This is a genomic window from Staphylococcus sp. MI 10-1553 (assembly GCF_010365305.1).
Taxonomy (GTDB): Bacteria; Bacillota; Bacilli; order Staphylococcales; family Staphylococcaceae; genus Staphylococcus.
In genome coordinates this window covers 663907-688988 of the sequence record NZ_CP048279.1, presented here as the reverse complement: position 1 = coordinate 688988, position 25082 = coordinate 663907, and the positions used below count along the sequence as shown (strand labels likewise).

The following is a 25082-nucleotide window of genomic DNA, read 5'->3' as shown; positions in this document are numbered from 1 at the left end:
TAGGATAGTATTACTGAATCACGACATGAAAAAAGGACTGAGAAACATGACGTCTCTCGGTCCATTTGATTCATATAAATGCTATCTAATGATACAACTTTGAATAGCTTGTTGGTATTACGACACAGTCGCTTTATTTGCTGCTGCTTTTTCACGTTTAGATAAGTTAAACATCGTCACAAGTGCAATTAAACCGAATACACATAACAAGATGAATGCGAAATGACTCGTACCTGTGATAGATGTCACAGCCGAAATGACAAGTGGTGGGAAGAATCCGCCAAGCCCCCCCATCATAGAAACAATACCGTTCGCGACACCAGCTTCTTTTGTGAAATAATGCGGTACGAGTTTAAACACAAGTCCATTACCAATACCGGCACAAACACTCACTGTTAAACAGCCGATTGTAAATAATGAAATTTGACTTGAAACACCTAAGACAAAAGCACCTGCAATCATAATAGAAAAGAAAAATTTCAACATCGTCACCGCATTAAATTTATCCCCTAAAATACCGCCAAGAGGTCTCAAACATGTCGCTAATGCGATAAACACACCTGTACGAATCCCTGCATCGACTTTATCAATACCGAAATTTTGTACGAGGAAGTTCGGTAAAAATAGACCAAATGCGACAAATGAGCCAAATGTAATAAAGTACCATAAGCTTAAATAATACAGTTTATAGTTTTTCATTAAAATGCGTGTTTGTTCTACAAGTGGTACTTTCACTTTAGGTTCTTTGTTATCCCCTAAAAAGAACATAATGATTGCAAATATTGCCATTACGATTAAATAACTACGTACAGTATTTTGCCATCCGATTATACCTGCAATGGGTGGTGCTAAAAATGAAGATACCGCTGTCCCTAAGTTCCCCATACCATAAATACCGTTTGCGAGGCCGACTTTATCTTTAGAAAAATATTTCGGAAGTGCTGTTACACCGACTGAGAAAATTGCGCCCCCGACCCCAAGGAAAAATCCTGCAAACATTAATGCGCCAGGAGATCCAGCTTGACTTAGTAAAAATATCGGTACGAGCAAAACAATAAAGCTCGTAAAAAATACCCATTTCGCGCCTACAATATTAGTTAAATAACCAAATGGCACACGAAGGACAGAGCCTAGAATGACTGGAATGGCCAAAATAATAGAGAGTTGACCGCTTGAAATTTTAATATCTTGTGAAATAAATGGAATTAATGGTGCAATGATACTCCACGCCATAAACCCTGCAACAAGGCTGAGTGTTTGGAGCGCAAGTTGTACGCCACCTTTCGATTGATTCATTTCTCATTCACCTTTCTTTACTAGATGCATCAACTTGAACGTTAGCTTCAGTTCAAAATGCGATGCGTGATTAGATTTCACCTCTAGTTTAATGGTATTGTGAAATTTATAACATAAGGAGTTCCCCTATTCTTGCATAGCGTATCCCCTAACAATCGAAAGTGATAGTGCCCGCTTACAAATATGATTGATGCTCCATTTATCAAACATAGTAACTGGAATGCTATACCATGAATTGTGAGCATTTATTGGATTTTTAAACTTTTTATTTGGTCGAAACAACTCAAAACGAGGTATTTAGAAATGATAAACTACCAATCTATTCTGATGAACAACAAATGTTTATTTCAATATCGGCGCATTAGACTATTATCAAATACGCAAAAAAGGAATTAAAGTCATCGAAAAATTAACAAAACCTTTTTTACCTCAACATCGTAGCTATACTTTTTATCGATATCGATGGCGTTGCAGTATTATTCATTCAATCAGAAATACAATTCATACCCGATTTAGTAAGAAGTTGATGTAAAAAAGGATTAGCGATATATGAAGTAAAGGCAGTAGAAGAACAAGATGCGTTATTTGATGAGTTTTCTAAACAACTAATAAATCTAAAGCCTATGTCCTCTATATATTGAGAAGGGCATAAGCTTTTTTCTTAACATTTGTTGGGGGGAATTGTGGTTCAGATGGACTGTTACAGAGATTGATTTCCAATTCTATAATCGATAAAAACTTGCTATTCTACACGAACAACAAGCTATGCAATATATAAACTATTTTCTCTTTGCTTCTCTTAACATTTTCAATTGCTTTTCACAATAATTCAACATTTCTTTTTCTGTCAAATCCCAAACACCATATCATAACTCATGTCATTTTTCTGAAGCCATTAAATGACCATTTTCATAAGAATCATATACACAGCTTTTATCTCGCTTAAATATTTGTATTCTATCAAAAATTTTTCATTTTCTAAAATATTTAGGTTTCTCACCAAATTGTTTACTATATTATCATGATATTCTTTAGGGGAAGCACGTGCTGATTTAGGGAAGATAGTGTAATTTTGTTCGTATCTCAACAAAGTACTCAAATATGATAAATAAGGTTTTGTTGCTATAAGTGATAATTCAACTTGATAGCCCTTGGATTTTAAAGATACTGCTGTTCGTCTCGGTACCTCGACAGTTCTTAATGTCCCCTCAATGAGCAGATGATAATGTTGTATAGTTCACCAACCCTATATGCTCTCTATCTCCCTCTTACTAAAAACGATAAGTTGCAGGAAGTAGTGGTGCCAAAAGTAGTGGGTGAAAGTGTATCAATAACCCACTTCAAATTAAAAGTTGAGGGTGGCACTAAATATCGTGTACCATCCTCAACTCGAAATGTATTAAAACACCGTCGCTTGCTAATCTGAGCGAGACTCCTGAGGGGTTAAGTGCATGCTAATAGCAAATACCTTTTAATTATAATATTGGTTGCTGCTTAACGCAGTAGCTATCTGACTTCTCAATGCATCCGCTTTTGAGAAGTCTAGTCAGCTTTGCGGGGGCAGTACTACGAAATCTTTATTTCATATGAGATTTCTGTACTGCTCCCGAAAATCCAACTCGGCTTCCTTCAAGTGTCCACTTCAATTATGCAGAATTTTGTTGAAGGGTCAGCCCCTAGGAACGCGAGCCCAAGGTAGCAAACACTGTAACATACGCCTGTAACAGAAAATGTTTTTCACCATCGCCTTTGTAGTAAGGCGTGTACAACAACCTCACGCTTCCCCAACTTTTAACACAACCATTCTATGAAAACACTAAAAATCCAACAACTTCTTCTTCAACGCATACTCCACTAACTCCGGCTTCGATTTCAAATTCAACTTATCCATAATACGCGTTTTATGCGCCTCAACCGTCTTCACCGACACAAACAATTTCTCAGCAATATCCTTATTCCCATAACCTTTCGCAATCAACGGTAAAATCTCCAACTCTCGCTTCGACAACACTTTAAACGGATCATTCGAATACTCTCCGTCATTAGACGAATGCACAAACTCTTTCACCAAAGAAGTCGTCATTTTCGGATCGATATACGTCTCCCCTTGGTAAACTGTACGAATCGCTAACAATAATTGTTCATCCGGCGCATTTTTCAAAATATAGCCACTCGCGCCACTTCGCAATACATGAAATAAATATTCTTCATCATCATACATCGTGAGTATGAGAATTTTTGTATTTGGGAAACTATCTAAAATTTTACTCGTCGCAATTAAACCTGATTCTCCTGGTGGCATACTTAAATCCATAATCAATACGTCTGGTGCGTGCTCCATCACTTTTTGATACGCTTCAACACCATCTGCAGCTGTACCCACCACTTCCATATCTTCTTGAAAGTTTAAAATCATCGAAAAACCCGTACGTACAACAGCGTGATCATCTGCTATCACGATTCTCATGCTACATTCCCCTCACTTTTGGCTGATTGGTACTTCGAGTGACACAATCGTGCCCTTTCCTTTTTGCGTTTCAATATTGAGCTTTCCATTCACCAGTTCAGCACGTTCGTACATGCCATAAAGCCCTAAACCCGTTCCTTTAGGCGAATCACTCGGTTCAAATCCTCTCCCTTGATCTGAAACTTCTGCATAAAGGTAGTTATCATCTTTGCGAATAATGACATCAACATCATCGACACCCGCATACTTCATCGCATTGAAAACCGCTTCTTGCACGATACGGTAGACGACGGTTTCGATTTCCGTATCAAAGCGCTCTGAGTCAATATCAAAATGATAATTAATCGCTAAACCATAGTTGTTTTCCATCTGCTTGAAATATGTTTTAAATGCTGCATCTAATCCCAAATCATCTAATGAAGCTGGGCGCAGTTCTGATGATAAATTGCGCAAGTCATCAATCAATTTTGTCATTAAGCCTTCAATGTTTTTGGCATTGGATAGAATCACATCCATATCGCTTTGATATTTCAATAAACGCATTTCTACATTAACATTAATCAGTTCTTGAACGACCCCGTCATGTAATTCACGAGAAATACGCTTACGTTCGTTTTCTTGTGCTGCAATCGTTTTTTGAATCATATTACGTTGATACAGCTTTTCTTGTCGCTGCAATTGCGCTGTGACATTTTGCAGTGTAAAAGCTTTAATTTGTCGTTCTTCATCAATCGTTTGATAAGTTGCTGTAAATGGCTCGACCTTATTATCTGTCGTTTTCATAAAGACTTGAAATGTCGTATCACCAATTTCTGAAGACTGGAGAAAACAATTTTGACATGTGCGTAAAGCGTGTTCATTCGTATAGCCTTCACAGCGACCACAAATTGTCGTCGAAATCCCACTCATATCATTATCCGGTGAAATGACACGTTTTGCCGCTTCATTCATATCAATCACTTGACCTTGTGCATCGATAAAAATAATCATTTCTGACGTTTGATGATAGTAAGCTTGTAAAAAATTTAATAATTCGGTCTGTTGTTGCGGCATTATTGCATCACCTTATCTTCACTTGTCAAACTACCAATGCCTTTAATGGAGGAAATATCTTTCGCTAGATGTGGCAATGGTTTTTGGTTACGCTGTCCGAGTAAAAGGACACCTTTCACACGATGGTTGTGCCAAAGTGGAATCGCAATCAAAGCCGTCAATTGCTCACTCATCAATATAGGATAATCAAACAATGCGTTTTGAATTTCATCATCTGTTGTATCGGGAATACTCATCGGCTTGCCTGTTTTCATCACATTCCCTGCAATGCCATGCCCATTACGTAATACGATGCGACGATATCGCTCATTCAAGTTGCCTGACACGTAACGCCATTTGATTTTCATCCCTGCATGATCTTCTGATGGCAAAGCAATACCTGCAAAGTCAAACTGGTATTCATGACGCAATCTATCTATTTCATCTTGATAATCATGTTGCGAAAAATCAATCTGGTTCACGGTCATCACCTTCCATTAAATTTTATGTTTGCGATAAATAATATAACTACGACTTGCATAAGTCACTGGCACACTCCACACGTGAACGAGACGCGTAAACGGCCAGCACGCCATAATTGTAAAGCCTAAAAGGACATGTAATTGAAATACAAGTGGCACCCCTGTCATCAAATGAGCATCTGGACTGAGTGTAAACAGTGCTCTAAACCAAATAGAAATCGTTTGGCGGTAATCAAATTCTGGCGTTGTCGCATTCGTCACTAATGTGGCATAACATCCGACAAATACGATAAGTAATAATAAAAAGTTAACGAAAATATCTGACGCCGAACTTAAACGACGTACATTTTGTTTCGTAATACGACGCGCAGTTAACAAAAACATACCAATTAACGTTATTATACCAAAAACGCTCCCAATATACACTGCACCGATATGATAGATGTGGTTATTCACGCCGACCGCTTCTAACCAATTTGCAGGGATAAGTAACCCAACGACATGTCCGAAAAACACAGGAATGACGCCAAGATGAAACAACAAACTGCCCCACTTTAATTGCTTCTTCTCAATAAACTCACTCGATTTTGCAGTCCATGAAAATTGGTCATAACGATAACGTACGATATGCCCGATAACAAAAACTGCAAGACAGAGGTACGGAAATATCACCCATAAAAACTGATTAAACATGATGTGTCACCTCTTTATCTTCTACGATACAACGCTTGAACGTTTCACGAAGACCACGAATTAAATGTGCGTATGGATTGTGCTCGCTTTCCAAATGTTTCATCATCGTGTACGTACCATCTTCAATAATCATGATCACGAGTTGCACATTGTCTTGAGCACGTGTATCTCCATCAAAGCACGCCGCATATAAAAATTCCAACATGAGCGGCAAGTAATCCGACAACTCTGACGCTGGCATCTCGAGACCAAACATTTCATAAAGCACTTTTAACTTCGCCAACATTTGACCCCGTTCTTTTTGTGTATCCAGTTGATTGTAAGTCATATACAAAGTCGTTTTTTCATTAAAATCAAACGTATCTGTGTAGAAAGCTTGTATTTCTGACAAACTCTTTTCATACATTGCCTCTCGATACGCCACGACATGCGGGTAAGCCGGATGGGTCTCATCAAACACTTCTTCAAATGTTTGAGGGTGGAAAGTCAATTTTTCAGGAAAGCTCAACTGCTGACTCATATAACCGAATGTATCTTTATACGTATTCAACATGTGTAGATCAATCACGGAAAATCCCTCCATAGAAACGCTCGTTATACATTTCTTGACCTGTTTTTCCACCCGTACCGACTGGCACACCGCAACCGTCACAGTTTGCACCGAAATGTTCACCACCATAACCTTGACTACCTTGCGCTGTGTACGTATCCATATATTGCTCTTTATGCGATGTCGGAATGACAAAACGATCTTCATGTTTTGCAATGGCAAGTAAACGATACATATCTTTCGCTTGTCGTTCAGTTAGACCTACACGCGCTAAACGAGACATATCAAATTCTCGGCCTGTATTTTGTGCACGCATGTAACTTCTCATCATCGCCATACGTTGAAGTGAGCCTTTCACTACCACAGTATCTCCAGCTGTAAAGAGTTCTGCTAAATATTGAATCGGTAAACGCATCTCTTCAATTGCTGGGAATATCGCATCTGGATTGTGACCTGCGTTTTGTCCTTCAAAGTAGTTCATAATCGGACTTAACGGTGGACAATACCATACCATTGGCATCGTACGATATTCTGGATGCAGTGGGAATGCAAGTTTATACTCAATCGCTAATTTATAAATCGGTGAATTTTGCGCTGCTTCGATCCATTCTTGAGATATACCGTCTTTTTCTGCTTGTTCAATGACAGCTTCGTCAAATGGATTTAAAAACAAGTCGAGTTGCTTTTCATACAAGTCTTGTTCGTTTTCAGCTGATGCAGCTTCTTGCACACGATCTGCATCATAAAGTAACACACCTAAATAACGCATACGGCCTGTACATGTCTCTGAACATACTGTCGGAATCCCCGCTTCAACACGTGGGAAACAGAACGTACATTTTTCCGCTTTATTCGTTTTCCAGTTGAAGTATACTTTTTTGTACGGACAACCTGTCATACAGTAACGCCAACCACGACATGCTTCTTGGTCAACAAGGACGATACCATCTTCGTCACGTTTGTACATTGCGCCAGACGGACATGATGCCACACAACTTGGATTTAAACAGTGTTCACAAAGACGTGGCAAATACATCATAAATGTTTGGTCAAAGTTGAATTTAATCTCTTCTTCAATTTTTTGAATGTTAGGGTCTTGCGGGCCAGTCATATGACCGCCCGCTAAGTCGTCTTCCCAGTTTGGCCCCCAATCCAAATCCATACGTTGGCCTGTCATCACCGAATGTGCTTTGGCTACAGGTGTATGTTTGCTTGGTTTCGCTTTTGTCAGATGTTCGTAGTTGTATGTCCAAGGCTCATAATAATCTTGAATGACCGGCATATCCGGGTTGTAGAAAATTTTACCTAATGCAATTTTGTTTAAACGTGTCCCTGATTTCAGCTCTAATTTCCCTTTTTTGTTTAACACCCATCCGCCTTTATATGTTTCTTGGTCTTCCCAACGTTTTGGATAACCAATACCTGGTTTCGTTTCGACGTTATTGAACCACATATATTCAGCGCCTGGTCGATTGGTCCAAGTACTTTTACATGTCACACTACATGTATGACAGCCGATACATTTATCTAAATTCAATACCATTGCGACTTGTGCTTTAATCTTCAAGCCAATCCACCTCTTTCATCTTTCTTACAGCGACATACACATCACGCTGATTTCCAATTGGTCCATAGTAATTAAATGAATAACTGATTTGTGCATAACCGCCCATCAATTGTGTCGGTTTTAAATGAATTCGAGTCGGCGCATTATGAGAGCCACCACGTGTACCTGAAATATCTGATCCAGGTGTTTCGATATGTTTATCTTGCGCGTGATACATAAACATCGTTCCTCGTGGCATACGATGCGACACGACAGCACGTGCAGTCACGACACCATTACGGTTGTATACTTCTAACCAATCATTGTCTTGGATATCGTGTGCTGCTGCATCTTCATTTGAAATCCATACAGTTGGCCCACCACGGAATAACGTCAACATATGTTGGTTATCTTGGTATGTGGAGTGGATATTCCATTTTCCGTGTGGTGTTAAATAGCGTAATACAAGTGCATCCACGCCACCTTTCACAGGTTTATCTTTTGTACCGAAGACCATTGGTGGTAATGTCGGTTTATAAACTGGCAGTGCTTCACCAAATTGTTGGAACACTTCATGATCGATGTAGAAACTTTGGCGTCCCGTTAACGTTCTAAATGGCACAAGTCGTTCAATATTTGTCGTAAATGGTGAATAGCGACGGCCTTGTTTGTTTGAACCTGGGAACACCGCTGTCGGTATGACTTCACGCGGTTGAGATGTAATGTTCAAGAACGAGATTTTTTCCGATGCACGCTCAGAAGAAATGTCTTTCAACGGCATACCTGTTTGTGCTTCCAAATCTTCATATGACTTTTGAGATACGCGACCGTTTGTAGCAGAAGACACGTTCAAAATAACATCTGCCACTTTACGTGCGGTATCAATACGCGGTTTATTATTTTTTACCGTATCATCTTCCCAAGTCCCGACCATACTGCGCAATTCATCGTATTGGTCTTTGACAGAGAAGCTGACACCATGCGCACCTACTTTACCGTTTTCAAGTAATGGGCCAACTGAGATGAACTTGTCATACACATCTGTATACGTACGATCAACGATGGCAAATGCTGGCATTGTTTTTCCTGGTACAGCTTCGACTTCACCTTTTGTCCAGTCTTTCACTTCACCATATGCGAGTGAAATTTCTTGTTTTGAATCGTGCGCAAGTGGTGCAGTCACAACGTCTTTATAAGTCCCTGTTAAGTGCACGCGTGCCATATCTGAAAAAGTACGGCTCAACGTTTTGAAAATATCCCAGTCTGAACGTGATTCCCATAACGGGTCAATCGCTGGGTTGAACGGATGAACGAATGGATGCATATCCGTTGATGAAATGTCATGTTTTTCATACCATGTTGCTGCCGGTAATACGATATCCGAATAAAGTGGTGTCGCTGTCATACGGAAATCTAATGACACGAGTAAGTCGAGTTTTCCGACTGTATCTTCACCCCACTCAATTTCTGATGGCTTGTCTGTTTCATTCGGTTCCGCCATAAGTGCCGATTTCGTACCGAGTAAATGCTTCATAAAATACTCTTGACCTTTAGCAGAACTTGAAATCAAATTCGAACGCCATACGAAAAGTGACTTCGGATGGTTTTTACGTAAGTCTGGATTTTCAACCGCAAAACGTGTACGGCGTGATTTCACATCGTCAACCGCACGGTTCAAAATGGCTTCATTCGTAAACTCACCAGCATCACGTGCTTCTTCACCCCAAAGTAAACTGTTGCGATCAAATTGTGGATATGATGGTAACCAACCATTACGCGCCGCTAACACGTTATAATCTGCAGGGTGTTGTAATTGAATGTTTTCAGCTAATGGAGACGCTAATCGGTCGACACCAGACTCTTCATATTTCCATTGATCTGTCGCAAAATAGAACCAACTTGTCCCGTTTTGTAAACGTGGTGGACCTTGCCAATCTTTCGCAAAGGCAATCGTACTCCAACCTTCAATTGGTCGACATTTCTCTTGTCCGACATAGTGCGCCCAGCCCCCGCCATTCACACCTTGACATCCGCATAAAATGACTAAATTTAGGATAGAGCGATAAATCGTATCAGAGTTGAACCAGTGATTGATACCCGCACCCATAATAATCATTGAGCGACCACCTGTATCTATCGCATTTTGTGCAAATTCCATCGCGACTTGCGTCACAGTGCTCGCTTTCACACCTGTAATCTTTTCTTGCCACGCTGGTGTGTAGAACGACGTTGCATCATCAAAACCTTTTGCTTCTAATTCATGATTGAAACGTTTCACACCGTATTGGCTCGCCATCAAGTCATACACTGTCGTTACGTAGGCCGTTTCACCATCTGCCAATGTCACGTGACGCACTGGAATGACACGTTTGAAGACACCATTGCCATCATTATCAAAGTAAGGGAACTGCATCGTAACCAATTCATAGTCACCGTCAACCACAGTCATCGCTGGATCAATCTTCTCGCCCGCTTCATTTTCCAACTTCAAATTCCACTGTTTGCCTTCTTCCCAACGTTGACCCATTGTTCCGTTTGGCACTTGTAGCGAATCTGTTAAACGGTCGATGATCATCGGCTTCCATTCGCTGTTTTCAGATGTTTGTCCTAAATCACTTGAACGTAAGAAGCGACCTGCTTTAAAGCCATTGTCATCTTGATCGAGACGCAGGATAAATGGCATATCTGAATATTGTTTCGCATAATTGATGAACATTTCTGACGGCTCATCTTCATAAAACTTTTGTAAAATGACGTGTGTCATCGCTTGTGCAATCGCCGCATCTGTACCTGGATTTGGTGCCAACCAATTGTCCGCAAACTTCACATTTTCAGCGTAATCCGGCGCAACAGACACAACTTTTGCACCTTTATAACGTACTTCCGTCATAAAGTGTGCATCCGGTGTACGTGTGAGCGGTACGTTTGAGCCCCACATCATAATATAAGACGAATTGTACCAGTCACTTGATTCCGGCACGTCTGTTTGTTCACCCCAAATTTGTGGCGACGCTGGTGGTAAATCCGCATACCAATCATAGAAACTCAACATCTCCCCACCGAGCAACGAAATAAAACGCGCACCCGCAGCATAACTGATCATCGACATCGCTGGAATTGGCGTGAAACCAGCAATACGGTCTGGACCATCTTTTTTAATCGTATAAATGAGCTGTGCTGAGATGAGTTGAGACACATCTTTCCAATTTGTACGGACATGTCCCCCTTTACCACGTGCAGATTTATAAATTTTTGCTTTTTCTTCATCTTCTACAATAGACGCCCATGCTTTAATAGGATCCTGATGTTCCTCTAAAGCTGCCGTCCATAAATCCCAAAGTTTACCTCTGACATATGGGTATTTAATGCGTAACGGGCTATATTCATACCAAGAAAACGACGCCCCACGCGGACAGCCACGCGGTTCAAACTCCGGCATATCCGGCCCACAACTCGGATAGTCGATTTGTTGATTTTCCCAAGTAATGACACCGTTTTTCACAAATACTTTCCATGAGCATGACCCCGTACAGTTGACGCCATGTGTCGTACGAACCACTTTGTCATGACTCCATCTTTCACGATACATCTTTTCCCATTCACGGCTTTTATGTTCTAATACTGACCAATTGCCATTAAATTTTTCAGTCGGTTTAAAAAATTGCATTCCAAATTTAGCCATAGATATCCTCCTTTTTCGCATAGCACGCCCTATCACACTGATTGTACATTTATTCACATATGGAAGATATTAGGGAAATGCCTAATTCACTAGTAGGATTCCCTAGCTTTGTTGTGCGCGTGAAAACGGTTAAAGATGTTGAATACAGTTTGTGTAGACGGAAATGAAAAAATAGGGTAATAGTGAAGTAAATATTTATGAGCAAAGATTTTCTGTATTTCAAACATTTTGATAGTTATGGCTTTTAAAGTTTACAATTAGTATATAATATAATAATTTGATCAGAATTAAAATTTTTAATAAATAGTTAGGAACGATTATCCATCAGTTAGGCATATTTAATCTTTTAAATTGGAAGTTATGATAGCCTCTTAGCATAAAGAAAAAATAAATATTTTTTTCTTACAAATATGGGGAAGGTCAAGAATATTTAACTATTAGAGAAAATATCGAACTATCATACGCTATACATAACTTAGCTATTGATGATAAAGTCAAAACCTTCAGATTCCACTTCGCAATGGACACCCTTGTCTTTCGCTAACAGTTCCTACTACCAAGCCTGTAACGGACTTTCACCGTCTAGATGTTACCCATGCCAGGCGCACCACAATAAAAAATGTAGAAAAAACAATATTTTCATTCTGCCATTTTCCTACATTTTATAACCGCCATTTACATACTAAAACATTCAAAACTTTTGTTCCTTTAGGTGCATTTATTTTTAACAATATTGCTTTTCTTCCTCCAAAAGATTGATGAGGATCTCTTGCCAACGATGTGCTCATAAAATTATGGTGATACTTATACATCGAATTTTTTTGTTTATAAAAATTTTGATCATTTATGTAGTCATATCATTTTATGTAGGAATATTTTTATAGCACTTCTAAAAAAAGAGATTAAGCAACTTTATGTCACTTAATCTCTATGTTTTTGCTCATCAATCACATTTGTCAAAGAACCCGTAAAATTCTTGACCGATAATATTAATGTAATTATATTTTAAATTAATATATCTATATTTCTTTCACTAAATTTATACCTAGTAACTCCATGGAATCTTCAATGTTTTTGGAAACTATTTTTAATAAAGTTATTTTTGACTTTTCGTTTGTACTTTCTAATATTCTTTCAATATTATAATACCTATTAAAAAGACGACATAACTGTAAAGAATATCTACATATTGAAGATGGAGTATAGTTTATAGCAGATAATTCCAAAACTTCATTATAGGATTTTAAATGTTTTAAAATAGGCCACATACTTTCCTCAAACTGAAAATCCCCCTTAAAATCATCAGAGTATTTGGTTCTTCCTAAGATAGATTGAATCCTTGCATAAGTATACATTATGTACAATGCAGTGTCCCCTTCAAAAGCCAACATCTCATCAATTTTCAAATCGTAGCTACTAAGGCGATCATTTTTCAGATCGTGAAACTTGATAGAAGCAATAGCAATTTCTTTGGCAATTTCTTTTTTATTCCTTAAGTTCGACTTTTTCTTTTCTAAAGTCCTTAGAACGGCTTCCTCTACTTCTGCAATAATGTCTTCAAGTAGTAGTACCTTGCCCTGTCTTGTGGACATTTTTTTACCATCTTTTAAAATCAAACCAAAAGGAATATGCTCTATGACTGGCGTTAATTCCAATAATCTAGTAAGTTTGTCTAGTTGCTTGAAATGAATAGATTGTTCTTGGCCTACTACATATAGTATACGTGTAGGATTAAAGGTTTCGATACGATACAAAACAGCTGATAAATCTCTCGTGATATATAGAGATGCCCCATCTCTTTTTTTAATCAGTGCAGGTGGTAAATCGTCTAAATCTACAATATAAGCACCATCATCTCGAGTTAATAATTCTCTTTCTTCTAATAATTTTATAGTTTCTTTTAATCTTTCATTATAAAAAGATTCTCCTTGAATATAATCAAAGTTGATATCCAAAAGCTTGTATAAAGCATTAAAAGATTCCATAGAAACATTGCGAAACCATGACCATAAATGTTCGTATTCACTATGTCCGCTTTCTAAAAGTTTGAAAGCTTCTCTGGCTTCTAAATCAATATGTGGATTATCTTTACTAATTTCATGAAACTTTGTATACAAATGAAAAAGCTCAAGTATAGGGTTATTTTCAACTCTTTTTTGTTCCCCCCATTTTTTATAAGCAACTATTAACTTGCCGAATTGGGTTCCCCAATCTCCCAAATGATTTATTCTAATAACTTTAGCTCCATTTGCTTCAAGTATTTTAGCGATACTATCTCCAATAACCGTAGCTCTCAAATGACCCATAGAAAAAGGTTTCGCTATATTAGGGCTTGAATAATCTATGACTATTTTCTCTGCACTTAATAGTTTATTATTTTTTAAAGCATTTTCGTTGAAACACTCAATTATCTTTTGTGAACTGGATTGTCTGTCTAAAAAAAAATTAAGAAAACCATTTACAACCTCTGCTTTATGAATATATTCATTATCAAACTTCCCTTTGATACTGTTAGCAATCAAATTTGGAGATTTTTTATAAATTTTAGCAAGTTGAAAAGTCGGAAACGAATATTCACCATAATTCTCATTAGTTGGGTGTTCGAGAATATTATATATTTCTTCAAAAGTCATCTGACCTTTTAAAATTTCTGATAGATCTTTTGCAATCGACTTCTTAAACATAAACTTCACCTTCTTTCTTAGTAATATACCATCAACTCTTTTTTAACACAATAGTTTGAATATTTTAATTGTTTTGTTATTATTAAGTTACATTTATACACAAAGGGGGTGTATGTATGAGTAAAGTTAACATCGAAATCAAAGAAGTTAAACGAAATGAAGCAGCAATGCGTCAAGGTTGTGTAACTGGACCGGGCGGGGGCGGAACTAAAGAAGCCTAATATTTAGTACTGAGGAATTGAGGCAGGCTGCTATTGGATTTTCATAGAAGCCTTCTCTAATACTTTTATAGGAGAAAAAAATGAATAATAAATATAAAATAAGTCCTCTATCCTACTTTACATTCGAAAACGATGGAATGGAATTAACGAATTCAAAATCGAAAAAAACAATAAGGATAGATAATAAACTTCTTGAATTAATTTTACATATGAAAGAAGCTAAAAGTTATAATGAAATTGAAAAGTTTGTTTGTGAAAACCTTAAAATTGAGAAATACAACCTAGAAGAAATTTTTAATTACTTGATAAAAAATAAATTTTTAATTAAAGAAGGTGACAAGATAGAAAAATATTATGAATTATGGAAAAGTTATGGCTGGATTAATAGTCTTATTTATCATACTTATACGTATGACTATCCAGTTCTTGATTATTCAACACCAGCCTCTTATGTTCGCGATCAAAAGACTATGAAAAAATTTATAAATCAAGAAGATGAACCGTCTATCTACAAAGAAGTTACAGGAGAAAAAGTTAACTTACCAAAAGTGAGGACGCATAGTAGTAAAAACTTTTATGAAATATTTGATGTTGAGAGACAACTAAATACAGAACTTGATTTACAATTATTGAGTGACATTCTTTTCTACACTTACGGACAAATTAGCAGTTTGAAATTTCCTGTGACTCAGAAACTAATTAGAAGGACTAGTCCTTCGGGAGGGGCTAGGCATCCCTCAGAATGTTATATAGCAATCTTAAATTCCGCGTTATTAAAGAAAGGAATTTATCATTATTCTGTTAAAAACCATTGTCTAGAGCTTATAAAAGAAGGGGATTTCAAAAAATACTTGTATGAATCTTGTTACGGACTAAATCAATTTGAAAAAGAAGCTGAAATTGTCTTTCTTCATACTTCTATTTTTCCAAGGAACTGGTTTAGATATAGAGAGCCTAAAACATACAAAGTTATTTATTATGATTTCGGTCATATTCTATACAATTTTAAATTAATAACGCGCCTTTTGGGACTTGCAAGCTATACAATAGGTTCTGGTCTTAACGACGATAATGTAGAGCGTTTGCTAGATATAGATGGTTACAATGAAGGAATAATTTACTTTACAGCAATCTAATTAAAGGAGCAATTTTAATGTATATGATTAATCCTACTTTAAATATTAAACTATATCAAAATTATGAATTAGAGGAACTTTTGGATAATAGACTATATGAATTGAATGATGAAGCTATATTGAGGCTCCTATCAGCTTTAGAATCTCGTTTTACGTATGAAGAAGCTGTCAATAGTATTACTTCAATCTTTGACTGCGAAAAAGAGATGAGTGAAGATATATTTAAAACAATATTAGAAAGAAATATTTTTATTGAAGAATCAAAAGATGATGATCTATATAAAAATAAATTAGAATGGATCGAAAGAAATTGGAGTCCATCTTTATTACATTATGTAACTTCAAGAAATATAGAATTTCAAGACATAGGGTCTGATGAAGATAAAGAAATTGCAAGTAACCACTATAAAAAATTGATAAGGGAGAAAAAGGCCCCCGATTTGTATAAGAATTATATTAATAGTTCATTTATATCTTTACCAAAAAGTGAGTTTAAGACAACTAAAGATTTTTATAAAGTCCTTATGAATAGAAAAACACATAGAGAATTCGGCGAAGTTTCGTTAGATATCAATGAGTTTAGTGAAATACTTTATATGGCTACTCAGGATGCAAGGGTGATAAGAAAGAAAGTATCTGAAAATATTGTTCAAAATCCTAATTTGTATACAAATTCAGTTTTCACATGTAACGAAATATATTTATATATCAATAATGTTTCTAATATTCCTCCCGGTATCTATCACTATGATATGAAAAGCCACGGATTAAACCATTTAAATAATCTACCCGACAAATCAGCAGGTTATTATTGCTACGGTCAACCAGAAATCGAAAATGCTAATTGTATTATTTTTATCTCAGCTAATTATCATAAGTATATGTGGAGATATAATCACGAGAGAGCTTATAGAAATTTATTAATTGATGTTGCACAATTAGCACAAAGTTTTCTTTTGGCAGCGACTAATCTTCAAAAGAAAACATTTTTGACCCCCGCTTTAAGAGATAGTGAATTGGTTAAACTTTTCGATTTAGAAGAGTATATAGAAGATATACGATACCTAGTTGCGATAGGAAATTGATAACCTTGAGTAATTATAAAATAAATCAAGATTATAAAATATTTAACTTGGAGAATGACGCATATATAGAAAGTAGATTACTTAAAATAAAGTTAGAGAAAAATATTCTGAATTTTCTTAAATGCATGATTTTTGATCCTAACCCAGTGCACGAAAATATAATTATTTCCAAAGTAGGATATGATAATTTTCGATTCTTGGTCAGCATTGGGGTGTTTTTAGAAGATTATAAGCCTAATTTCTCTAAAGTATATCATGATAATACAAGTATGGGGAAAAATTACTTCCCTTGGAAAATAGATCGTACTTTTAAATTTGATAGTGAAATATCTATAGAAAATAACAATGAAATTAGAAAATCTGAAAGATACTTTTCACAGAATTTTGAGTATTTAGAAACACAAATGAGTTCTATAAAGAAAATGATTTGTAAGTGTTATGGTTGTAATTACTTCGATGGGCACAGAGGTATACCATCAGCTGGGAATATGTATCCTCTAAATATATACTTAGTTGTTAATTCGAAATTTTATTATAGAGTTTTGTTATTTGACTCAAGTAATCATTCATTTGATGAATATTGTTCTGTACTTACAATTAATGAGTTTTTTGTCGGTAAAGATATCGATTATGATAAAGTACCTTTCTATGTTGTCATTACATATTCTCCTGAGAGAAATCAAAAAAAGTATGGAGATAGAGGTTATAGATTTGCTTTATTAGAGGCAGGTATGTTTTCTCAACAATTTAATAATTTTTTACTTCATGATTCCATGGGGATGGTTAATTTAGGCTCTTACATTGAACATAATTTTGAAGAAAATCTTTTTATAAATGAATGGGTTATTCATTGCATAGGATTTGGAAAGGTCTAATAATATGATTCAAATCAAACGTATTAATAGTAACGTGAAATTAGAGATTTCTCGCAGTAATTTTGGAGATTTTATCATATACAAATTTTATAATTTAGTATTGATTTCTAAGAAAAGTAATTGTAACTTTTGTCCTAATTGTATTTTTTTGTACAATTTAGATTATAAAACATACAACTTAATAAAAAAGACACTAAATCCTTCTAATGATACAAAACTGTTTCTTTTTAAAAATCTATTTTCCAAGTCAAAGCAAAAATTAATTAAGGAAAATATAAAAAAAATTGATGATAACAAAACTATACTAATAGTAGACTTGAATACCAAAAAAACGAAAAAAATTTCTCATCTAAACACATATCATCATTTTATGTGTCCTTGCGATACTTATAAGAATGTGAATTTCGATAAGCACGTAGGAGATTATGCGATTATAAAGGCTATTGAAATAATGAATAGTGAAATCCTCCATTATTTGAAACACTCATATTTTAAGAATAATTATGTATATTTTACATACTTTTACAATCCTCTTTCTGTTTTAAATGAATATTATCATGAAACTGATTTAGGAATAGGGATAGCTCCTAAAAGAAGTATAGCTAAAATTAAATCTGTAATGGAATCTATAGAAAGATATGCTATTTTTCTTCCTCAATACTATACAGGAATTGAAGAAATAGATAATAATGCTTTTTGTCTAATAAAAGAGAATAAAAGAACTTTCCATAAGTCTTCCTCAAATGGTTTTGCTGCTTCTCCTAATATAGAAATGGCTAAAAATAATGCTCTAAACGAACTACTGGAAAGAGATTCTTTAATGACTTCTTGGATTTATAATAAGAACATTAGAAAGATTGATAATAACACTCTCCCAACCTTTTTTCAAAATTATATTGTTGAGTTGGAGCTGAAAGAATATAGTACTTATATCTATCAGTTAGACAAACATAAAAATATTTATTGTTTTTTAATCATTACTATAAATATGCAAAATGAACCATTTATCAAGTCTGGAATTGGGAGTCATGACAGCAGTAAAAGTGAAGCTTTGAATAAGGCTTTTGGAGAACTGCTAATAGGTATCTTTTTTGATTATAAATTTCCTTCAAAAACATCTACTCAAGGATCTGATTTTCATCTAAACTATTATAGGTCCCATAGAGATAGTGAACAAAAATTGAAAAACATGGAATCATTATTAACCATTGAAAATAGCGTAGATTGGAGTGACATAGTTATAGATGCAAACACTACTGATTTAAAGAAAACAGAATTTTTTAATTATGCTATTAATGATAGGGAGTTTAATAATGTATCTATTGTTAAAGCTTCACAATCAAACTTCTACCCCATATTTTTTAAAGGATTTGAAAGGGAATGGTGTGAGATGTACTTCGACGATAAAGAAATTAGAATCCTTAATAATAAACCTCATCCATTTCCTTAGGTGGTAATATGAATTTTAAGAACAGTGAACTGTTTCGTATAAGAGTTTGGCACATTAATCTCTAAATAAATAGTGCTAAGGGGCTGGGACATAATTGATCCCCCTAGTTCGTTAAAAAAATAAAGCACTTCCTGTATAATTATTAATAACGACAAAAATAATAGACAGGGGTGCTTTATATGTATAAAAATTATAACATGTTTCAACTTACACTTCCAATAGAAACTGAGATATCTTTTCCAGAAAATGATATTGTATTTATTATTAACAAACTTGTAGAATCTATCCCCCAAGAAGCTTTTAATCCATATTATAGCCAAAGAGGTCCTTCATCATACCATCCAAAAATGATGTTAAAAATCATACTTTATAGTTATGCCCATTCTGTTTTTTCAGGGCGAAGAATCGAGCACCTTTTAAAAGATAGTTGCCGAATGATGTGGCTTGCGCAAGGTCAAACGCCAACTTATAGAACCATCAATCGCTTTAGAGTGAACCCCCATATGATGGAATTTCTACATATTTTATTTGTCGGTTTAAGAGCCCAGTTATTAGAAGATAAACTCATTACAGAGGACGTCATTTATATTGATGGCACAAAAATAGAAGCAAATGCGAATCAATACACATTCCAGTGGCTGGCTAATACGAAGCGTTTTAGTCAGTCTGTCATTGAAAAATCAACGGCTTTATATGAGCAACTCGTTTCTGAAGAGATTATTCCTGAAATCAAACGTGAATCTGGGCATGAATTAACAAGTGAAGAACTGAATCAAATAGAGACGCATTTAGGTCATAAAAATGATGCGCTCACGTCTGAAATTGAAACGACTCAAGATGTAGAGACAAGAAAAACCCTTAGAAAAGAAAGAAGTAAGGTGAGACAAAGTAAGAAAGCCATCCAAGATTTTAAAGACCGTAAAATCAAATATGACAAGCAAATGGAAATTTATGGTGACAGAAAAAGTTATTCAAAGACCGACCACGATGCGACCTTCATGAGAATGAAAGATGATCATATGAGAAACGGCCAATTGAAACCGGGTTATAACCTACAAATCGCAACCCATAATCAATTCGTTTTAGCTTTTGGTGTTTACAGTTATCCAGGTGATACAAGAACGCTCGAACCATTTTTAAAATCCATCCACAATTTATATGGTGACATTCCAGAGTATATTGTGGCAGATGCGGGTTACGGAAGTGAATACAACTATACCATGATACTCGATGAATTTGAGAAAACACCTTTAATCACTTATAGTATGTATCTCAAAGAGAAGCAGCGCAAATATAAAAACAATCCATTGATTACTGCTAACTGGGAATACCGTGAGATAGATGATTACTATATATGTCCTAACAAAAAGGAATTACATTTCCAAAGTTACAGAAAGAAAAGAGATGGATACGGTATTCAAAGAGATTTTAAATTATATGCATGTGAAGCGTGTGTGGGCTGTCCATTACGAAGTCAATGTATGAAGCAAAGTACGAACCCCAACACAAATAAACGCTTATTTAGAAATTTAACTTGGGACTATTTTAAAGCCTTCACAAATCAACAGCTTTCAGATCCAAAGACGAAACACATTTATCAAAAGAGAAAGATAGATGTTGAATCAACTTTTGGAAATCTGAAGGCTAATTTGGGTTTCCAAAGATTATCGGTTCGCACAAAATCAAAGGTTGAGTGTGAACTTGGCATCGCACTCATGGCAGTAAATATACGAAAACTAGCTAAAATAAGTGCTCGTTTTCGTTCGTTAATAAGAAAAAAGCCGTCAAATTCTAAAAAAATGAATTTTAACGGCTTTTTCTTAAAGGAGCTGAAGGTCTATGTCCCAGCCCCTTAATAACTACAACAATTTCTGTAGTTTTAGAAATCAAATTTTAATGGTTTCTTGAGTGTTTATATGTGAATAATCGAGTAGGAGAATAACCATTAATTTACTATTCACCCTCTCATAACATCGAGCGTGAGACTGTCTAATCAAAACCACCCGTGTGAATGAAGTGTCCCCCTAAAGTTGAACCTTAAAACTCAACTTTAGGGGGATACTCATTTATGCACGGTGTTTTTGACGTCGCATGATCACTAAACCTGCACCTAACATGAATAAGCCGCCCACGATTGGTGCTTGTTCTGTCGCACCTGTGTTTGGTAACTGTTGTGCGCCATTCTTCGCTGCATAATGACCTATTGCTGAAACATTTTGTGTCATCGCCATATTCGCTTGACCCGTCTTTTCTGTCTCATGTGTAGATATCATGCTCACTGCTGGTGCCATTGATTGAGCAGTGCCGCGATGTTCAGACGCTACGTTCATAGCTGTTTGTTGTGACTGTCCATTTGCTGTTGGCACTTTTGTCATCGGCACCTCTTTTGATGGTGTTGTTTGTGGGAATGGAATAATATTATCACCTTTTGATGACGCGGGTGTTGTCTTTGATACTCCACTATTATCAACAGGCTTACCATTGATAATACGTTGTGGTTCTGTTGTCGTATATTGTGATAAATCAGCTGTTTTCAAATAGTTCGCAAAGACCTGTTCGAGTGAAATCCCTTCTTCACGAGGTCCTCCAAACATGTCAAAACCGTCTCCACCTGATGCTGTAAAGTCGTTCATCGCTACTGCATATGTACGACTCATATCTAAATCTTCAAATTGACCTGTTTGCTTGTTGAACACTCGAATCGCGTTAATACGTTCGCCAGGTGCTTTGTTCATGTCGAAATAAATTTGAATCGATTTTGACACTTGTAACAGACCACCATTTGCAGATAATTGCGTTTGACCGTCAGTTCTCATCGTCGGTGCACTTAAACTATGTTCGAAAGCCTTCCACACATCGCTACCTTTGACCGAAATTTGAGCGATCGTATTGCCGAATGGTAAAACCGTAATGACATCATTTAACGTCACTTTTCCTTTCGCAATCGACGCACGAATACCACCACTGTTCGTCACCGCAAAATCAGATGGACGACTGAAGCCTTTTTGACCATAAGCTTCCATTGCATCAGTAATTGCATTCCCCAAGTTTGTTTCATGCGTTCTTACATCGTCACGTTCACCTTGAAAATCAACTGTGTTATTCGGAATGATCACTTCTGAAGTTGCCTTAAGAAATGCTTCGTTTGCTTTGTCGACTTGTGCTTTCACAGCAGCATCCGGTTGTAAATTTACTAAACTTTTGACATTTAATAAGCTTGCCTCCGCATCTGAAAACTGATGACCAGTCTGTTTGAACGTCAATTTGCCGACATTCGCGAGTGCCGTACCTGTTTGTGCTAATACGTCTTGATCAAACTTTTGACCATGTTCAATCACTGTATGCGAATGGCCATCAATGACAAAAATCGGATGATGATACTGTTTGTTTTGACTGAGTTGACGTGTTAAATAGTCCCCACGCCATTGTTCTTTTGTTGTCGGGTCAATTCCTAAATGGGACAACACGACAAACACATCGACTTGTCCATTTAAGCGGTTCATTTCACGCGTCACATTTGATAAAGGATCCGCAAATGTCACACCGACAATACCTGTTGGACTTGTCTTTGTTTTCGTCTCCGGAGTTGTGACCCCAATCACACCGTATCGGACACCATTTTTTTGAATCACGACTGATGGTTTAAATGCCAATTTGCCATCTTTGTATACGTTGGAACTCACAATTGGAAAGTTGAGCATGCCTTCCAGTTTTTTCAATTGGTCATAGCCAAAATCGAATTCATGGTTCCCTGCTGTCATCGCATCGTAACCGACTGCATTCATTGCTTTCGCCATTTCTTCCCCTTTAGATTGGTTAGATAATGGCAAACCTTGAAATGCATCGCCCGCATCGACAAGTAAATCCGGATTTTGTTGTTCTTTTAATGTCTTCAACTTCGCCATACCAAGCACACGGTCTTTTTCTTCCACCATGCGGCCGTGAATATCGTTCGTATGTAAAATCGTATGCGTCGTTGTCTCCGTTTCGTTACTTGCACGGTCGGTTGACGTCGCTTCTGGTTGTGTTTTAGTTACTGCCAATGTTTGCATCGTTGGTGTATCATTTTTCGCTTGAGCAACATTCTCTGTTAACGTTGGTGCGTTAGATTGAACTGTTTCATCTTCAGTCGCAGCTGTCGTTACAGTAGGTGTCCTTTCCTGTTTCACAGCTGTCACACTTTCCGACATCTTTTGTGCTGTTTCTTCTGTTGTTGCTTGTTGTTGTGATGTCACATCCGGTTGACTCGCTTGAGTTGTAGTCGTTTCAGCATTCGCTTCCACTTTGGTCGCCGGTGCTGCATGTTGCGATGCTTGTTCAGCTGCATCACTTGAAACACTATTCAATGTGAAAATAGCAAGCATCAACATCACCACAAGGATGAAACTTTTGAGCCCTGTCCTTTTCATATAAAACCTCCTTATTGTCATTACAACCTTATCCTAGCACAAAGCCTCATCCAATAGTTTAAAATTTTTGTTAATTTGCAGATAAATATAGAAATACCTAACCCTTTATCAAAAGTGATACATCCGATACATTCATTGAATATAATAAAAAGCAACACCACTTTATTCAGTAGCGTTGATTATTGAAGTGAGGTTAAACCTTGATAATCCCGCTCTAGAGATATTATGTTAAAGAAATCTCACGTGTAAACACCATCTCGTCTATCCAACGCGCTATCGTCTCTGCTTGTGTCGGATGTAAATCGCTCCATTCACGATCATCAATCAAAATCGCATGCCCTGCTTCTGCCCATTCATACGCCGCTTCAATTGCACACTGTCTCTCACCTTTAATCAACACCGTGTCAAAATCAGCATCTGGCTTTAATACCGCTTCATCTAAATCTCTCACGACATGACCTACAATTGTAATGCCCGGTCCCATACGCTCAGGCAATACCGCAATACGTTCCACAATCGTCGTCACTGTCCCACTCACAACATGTTGATCCGAACGTGTCGCATTAAAAATAATCGCAACTGGAAAATCAACCCCAATTTGTTGTTGAATTGCTTGCATAAGTTCTGGCAATCGTTTAATGCCCATATAGATTGCGAGTGTGCCATCATTTGCAAGTGTCGTCAAATCAATATCGTTTTCTTCATTATTTTTAAAATGTCCTGTCGTAAAGGTAATATGTGTTGAAACGCCGCGTTCTGTTAATCCACGGCCCAACTGACTCATCGCTGCACTCGCCGCAGTCACACCGGGCACGATTTCAAATGGAATTTGGTGTGCACGTAACGTATCGACCTCTTCTGTTACGCGCCCAAATATTGCAGGGTCGCCCCCTTTCAAGCGAACGACCACTTGTGCAGTTTGTGCTTTTTCCACTAACAATGCATTAATGCGCTCTTGCTTCGTTGTACGTGTATAAGGTGTTTTACCGACATGAATCCATTCTGCATCAGGTCGGGATAATTGAAGTAAAAAAGGATTCACGAGTTGATCATATAAAATCACATCTGCTTGTTGGATACAACGCTCAGCTTTTTTCGTCAGCAAACATGGATTACCCGGACCTGCACCGACTAAGTACACCTTTGTCGCTACTTCCGTTAAGGTAGACATATATAAATATCTCCATTCACGACTTCAACGGCATATGTCGCTACACAACCTTCATCTGGCTCTTGCACTTCTCCTGTATTCAAATCAATCTTTTGGTCGTGCAATGGACAAAATACATAATGCTCGCTCACTGTTCCTTCTGATAAAGGACCTTGTTGATGGGGACACACGTTATGAATCGCTTTAATGTCGCCATCTTCTGTTAAAAATAATGCGATAGGCGTCTCACCGACATATACTTTTTTACCGATTAATGGTTCTAAATCTGTTAACTTCGCCACTTTTACTTTTTGTTGTAACATC

General features: G+C 36.7%; 19 protein-coding genes. 5 read left to right on the top strand and 14 right to left on the bottom strand.

Annotated features, from left to right (window positions below; genetic code table 11):
* Positions 1-117: 117 nt before the first annotated feature.
* The 11 genes from GZH82_RS02960 to argS all read right to left on the bottom strand — a co-directional run bounded on the left by GZH82_RS02960 (position 118) and on the right by argS (position 14432).
* The gene (locus GZH82_RS02960) at positions 118-1296 is read right to left on the bottom strand and encodes a nitrate/nitrite transporter (RefSeq protein WP_162681244.1); all 1179 of its coding nucleotides are present in this window, start codon (positions 1294-1296) and stop codon (positions 118-120) included.
* An 895-nt stretch (positions 1297-2191) separates the two neighbouring features.
* Entirely contained in the window at positions 2192-2509 is a 318-nt protein-coding gene (locus tag GZH82_RS14580) for a zeta toxin family protein (protein ID WP_238989689.1), read from the bottom strand.
* Between the two features lie 603 nt (positions 2510-3112).
* Positions 3113-3763, bottom strand: coding sequence for a nitrate respiration regulation response regulator NreC (gene nreC, locus GZH82_RS02950; protein WP_014613059.1), 651 nt, complete (start codon positions 3761-3763; stop codon positions 3113-3115).
* Positions 3764-3775: 12 nt separating this feature from the next.
* Positions 3776-4816 carry a sensor histidine kinase gene (locus tag GZH82_RS02945; protein ID WP_162681243.1) on the bottom strand — a complete coding sequence of 347 codons (1041 nt, stop codon included), beginning with the start codon at positions 4814-4816 and terminating at the stop codon, positions 3776-3778.
* Positions 4816-5277: a nitrate respiration regulation accessory nitrate sensor NreA gene (gene nreA, locus GZH82_RS02940; RefSeq protein ID WP_162681242.1), complete on the bottom strand. Its 462-nt coding sequence runs from the start codon at positions 5275-5277 to the stop codon at positions 4816-4818. The genes GZH82_RS02945 and nreA overlap by 1 nt, the downstream gene beginning before the upstream one ends.
* Before the next feature lie 15 nt (positions 5278-5292).
* Positions 5293-5970, bottom strand: coding sequence for a respiratory nitrate reductase subunit gamma (narI, locus tag GZH82_RS02935; RefSeq protein WP_162681241.1), 678 nt, complete (start codon positions 5968-5970; stop codon positions 5293-5295).
* Positions 5963-6538: a nitrate reductase molybdenum cofactor assembly chaperone gene (gene narJ / locus GZH82_RS02930; RefSeq protein ID WP_162681240.1), complete on the bottom strand. Its 576-nt coding sequence runs from the start codon at positions 6536-6538 to the stop codon at positions 5963-5965. The genes narI and narJ overlap by 8 nt, the downstream gene beginning before the upstream one ends.
* Positions 6531-8087, bottom strand: coding sequence for a nitrate reductase subunit beta (gene narH, locus GZH82_RS02925; protein WP_162681239.1), 1557 nt, complete (start codon positions 8085-8087; stop codon positions 6531-6533). The genes narJ and narH overlap by 8 nt, the downstream gene beginning before the upstream one ends.
* Positions 8077-11748, bottom strand: a complete 3672-nt coding sequence (locus GZH82_RS02920; RefSeq protein WP_162681238.1) for a nitrate reductase subunit alpha — start codon at positions 11746-11748, stop codon at positions 8077-8079. Before GZH82_RS02920 ends, narH begins: the two co-directional genes overlap by 11 nt.
* A gap of 662 nt (positions 11749-12410) precedes the next feature.
* Positions 12411-12536 (bottom strand): ADP-ribosyltransferase, encoded by a 126-nt coding sequence (locus tag GZH82_RS02915; RefSeq protein WP_238989688.1) that lies wholly within the window; start codon positions 12534-12536, stop codon positions 12411-12413.
* Positions 12537-12767: 231 nt separating this feature from the next.
* On the bottom strand, positions 12768-14432 hold the full coding sequence (argS, locus tag GZH82_RS02910; protein ID WP_162681236.1) for an arginine--tRNA ligase: 1665 nt from the start codon (positions 14430-14432) through the stop codon (positions 12768-12770).
* A 301-nt stretch (positions 14433-14733) separates the two neighbouring features.
* On the opposite strand from argS, the gene GZH82_RS02905 reads away from it, so the two are divergent.
* The 5 genes from GZH82_RS02905 to GZH82_RS02885 all read left to right on the top strand — a co-directional run bounded on the left by GZH82_RS02905 (position 14734) and on the right by GZH82_RS02885 (position 21055).
* A complete protein-coding gene (locus GZH82_RS02905) occupies positions 14734-15789 on the top strand; it encodes a SagB/ThcOx family dehydrogenase (protein ID WP_162681235.1) in 1056 nt (351 codons plus the stop codon).
* A gap of 17 nt (positions 15790-15806) precedes the next feature.
* Positions 15807-16874, top strand: a complete 1068-nt coding sequence (locus GZH82_RS02900; RefSeq protein WP_162681234.1) for a SagB/ThcOx family dehydrogenase — start codon at positions 15807-15809, stop codon at positions 16872-16874.
* Between the two features lie 5 nt (positions 16875-16879).
* Positions 16880-17749 carry a nitroreductase family protein gene (locus GZH82_RS02895; RefSeq protein WP_162681233.1) on the top strand — a complete coding sequence of 290 codons (870 nt, stop codon included), beginning with the start codon at positions 16880-16882 and terminating at the stop codon, positions 17747-17749.
* Positions 17750-17753: 4 nt separating this feature from the next.
* On the top strand, positions 17754-19199 hold the full coding sequence (locus GZH82_RS02890; RefSeq protein ID WP_162681232.1) for a YcaO-like family protein: 1446 nt from the start codon (positions 17754-17756) through the stop codon (positions 19197-19199).
* A 179-nt stretch (positions 19200-19378) separates the two neighbouring features.
* Positions 19379-21055: an IS1182 family transposase gene (locus tag GZH82_RS02885; RefSeq protein ID WP_457853095.1), complete on the top strand. Its 1677-nt coding sequence runs from the start codon at positions 19379-19381 to the stop codon at positions 21053-21055.
* 210 nt (positions 21056-21265) lie between these two features.
* Here the strand turns inward: GZH82_RS02885 and GZH82_RS02880 are convergent, their stop codons facing one another.
* From GZH82_RS02880 to nirD, 3 genes are all read right to left on the bottom strand, one after another.
* A complete protein-coding gene (locus GZH82_RS02880; RefSeq protein WP_162681231.1) occupies positions 21266-23608 on the bottom strand; it encodes a 5'-nucleotidase C-terminal domain-containing protein in 2343 nt (780 codons plus the stop codon).
* A 223-nt stretch (positions 23609-23831) separates the two neighbouring features.
* Complete coding sequence (cobA, locus tag GZH82_RS02875) at positions 23832-24779, bottom strand: uroporphyrinogen-III C-methyltransferase (protein ID WP_162681230.1); 948 nt, start codon at positions 24777-24779, stop codon at positions 23832-23834.
* On the bottom strand, positions 24767-25081 hold the full coding sequence (nirD, locus tag GZH82_RS02870) for a nitrite reductase small subunit NirD (protein WP_162681229.1): 315 nt from the start codon (positions 25079-25081) through the stop codon (positions 24767-24769). Before nirD ends, cobA begins: the two co-directional genes overlap by 13 nt.
* Position 25082 lies beyond the last annotated feature (1 nt).

What these genes read in the sequence shown, in the direction of transcription:
- cobA (WP_162681230.1), bottom strand. Translation starts at nt 24,779, where the DNA reads ATGTCTACCTTAACGGAAGTAGCGACAAAGGTGTACTTAGTCGGTGCA.
- GZH82_RS02880 (WP_162681231.1), bottom strand. Translation starts at nt 23,608, where the DNA reads ATGAAAAGGACAGGGCTCAAAAGTTTCATCCTTGTGGTGATGTTGATG.
- GZH82_RS02905 (WP_162681235.1), top strand. Translation starts at nt 14,734, where the DNA reads ATGAATAATAAATATAAAATAAGTCCTCTATCCTACTTTACATTCGAA.
- GZH82_RS02945 (WP_162681243.1), bottom strand. Translation starts at nt 4,816, where the DNA reads ATGCCGCAACAACAGACCGAATTATTAAATTTTTTACAAGCTTACTAT.
- GZH82_RS02915 (WP_238989688.1), bottom strand. Translation starts at nt 12,536, where the DNA reads ATGAGCACATCGTTGGCAAGAGATCCTCATCAATCTTTTGGAGGAAGA.
- nirD (WP_162681229.1), bottom strand. Translation starts at nt 25,081, where the DNA reads ATGTTACAACAAAAAGTAAAAGTGGCGAAGTTAACAGATTTAGAACCA.
- narI (WP_162681241.1), bottom strand. Translation starts at nt 5,970, where the DNA reads ATGTTTAATCAGTTTTTATGGGTGATATTTCCGTACCTCTGTCTTGCA.
- GZH82_RS02920 (WP_162681238.1), bottom strand. Translation starts at nt 11,748, where the DNA reads ATGGCTAAATTTGGAATGCAATTTTTTAAACCGACTGAAAAATTTAAT.
- argS (WP_162681236.1), bottom strand. Translation starts at nt 14,432, where the DNA reads ATGTTTAAGAAGTCGATTGCAAAAGATCTATCAGAAATTTTAAAAGGT.
- GZH82_RS02885 (WP_457853095.1), top strand. Translation starts at nt 19,379, where the DNA reads ATGTATAAAAATTATAACATGTTTCAACTTACACTTCCAATAGAAACT.
- GZH82_RS02900 (WP_162681234.1), top strand. Translation starts at nt 15,807, where the DNA reads ATGTATATGATTAATCCTACTTTAAATATTAAACTATATCAAAATTAT.
- GZH82_RS02960 (WP_162681244.1), bottom strand. Translation starts at nt 1,296, where the DNA reads ATGAATCAATCGAAAGGTGGCGTACAACTTGCGCTCCAAACACTCAGC.
- nreC (WP_014613059.1), bottom strand. Translation starts at nt 3,763, where the DNA reads ATGAGAATCGTGATAGCAGATGATCACGCTGTTGTACGTACGGGTTTT.
- GZH82_RS02890 (WP_162681232.1), top strand. Translation starts at nt 17,754, where the DNA reads ATGATTCAAATCAAACGTATTAATAGTAACGTGAAATTAGAGATTTCT.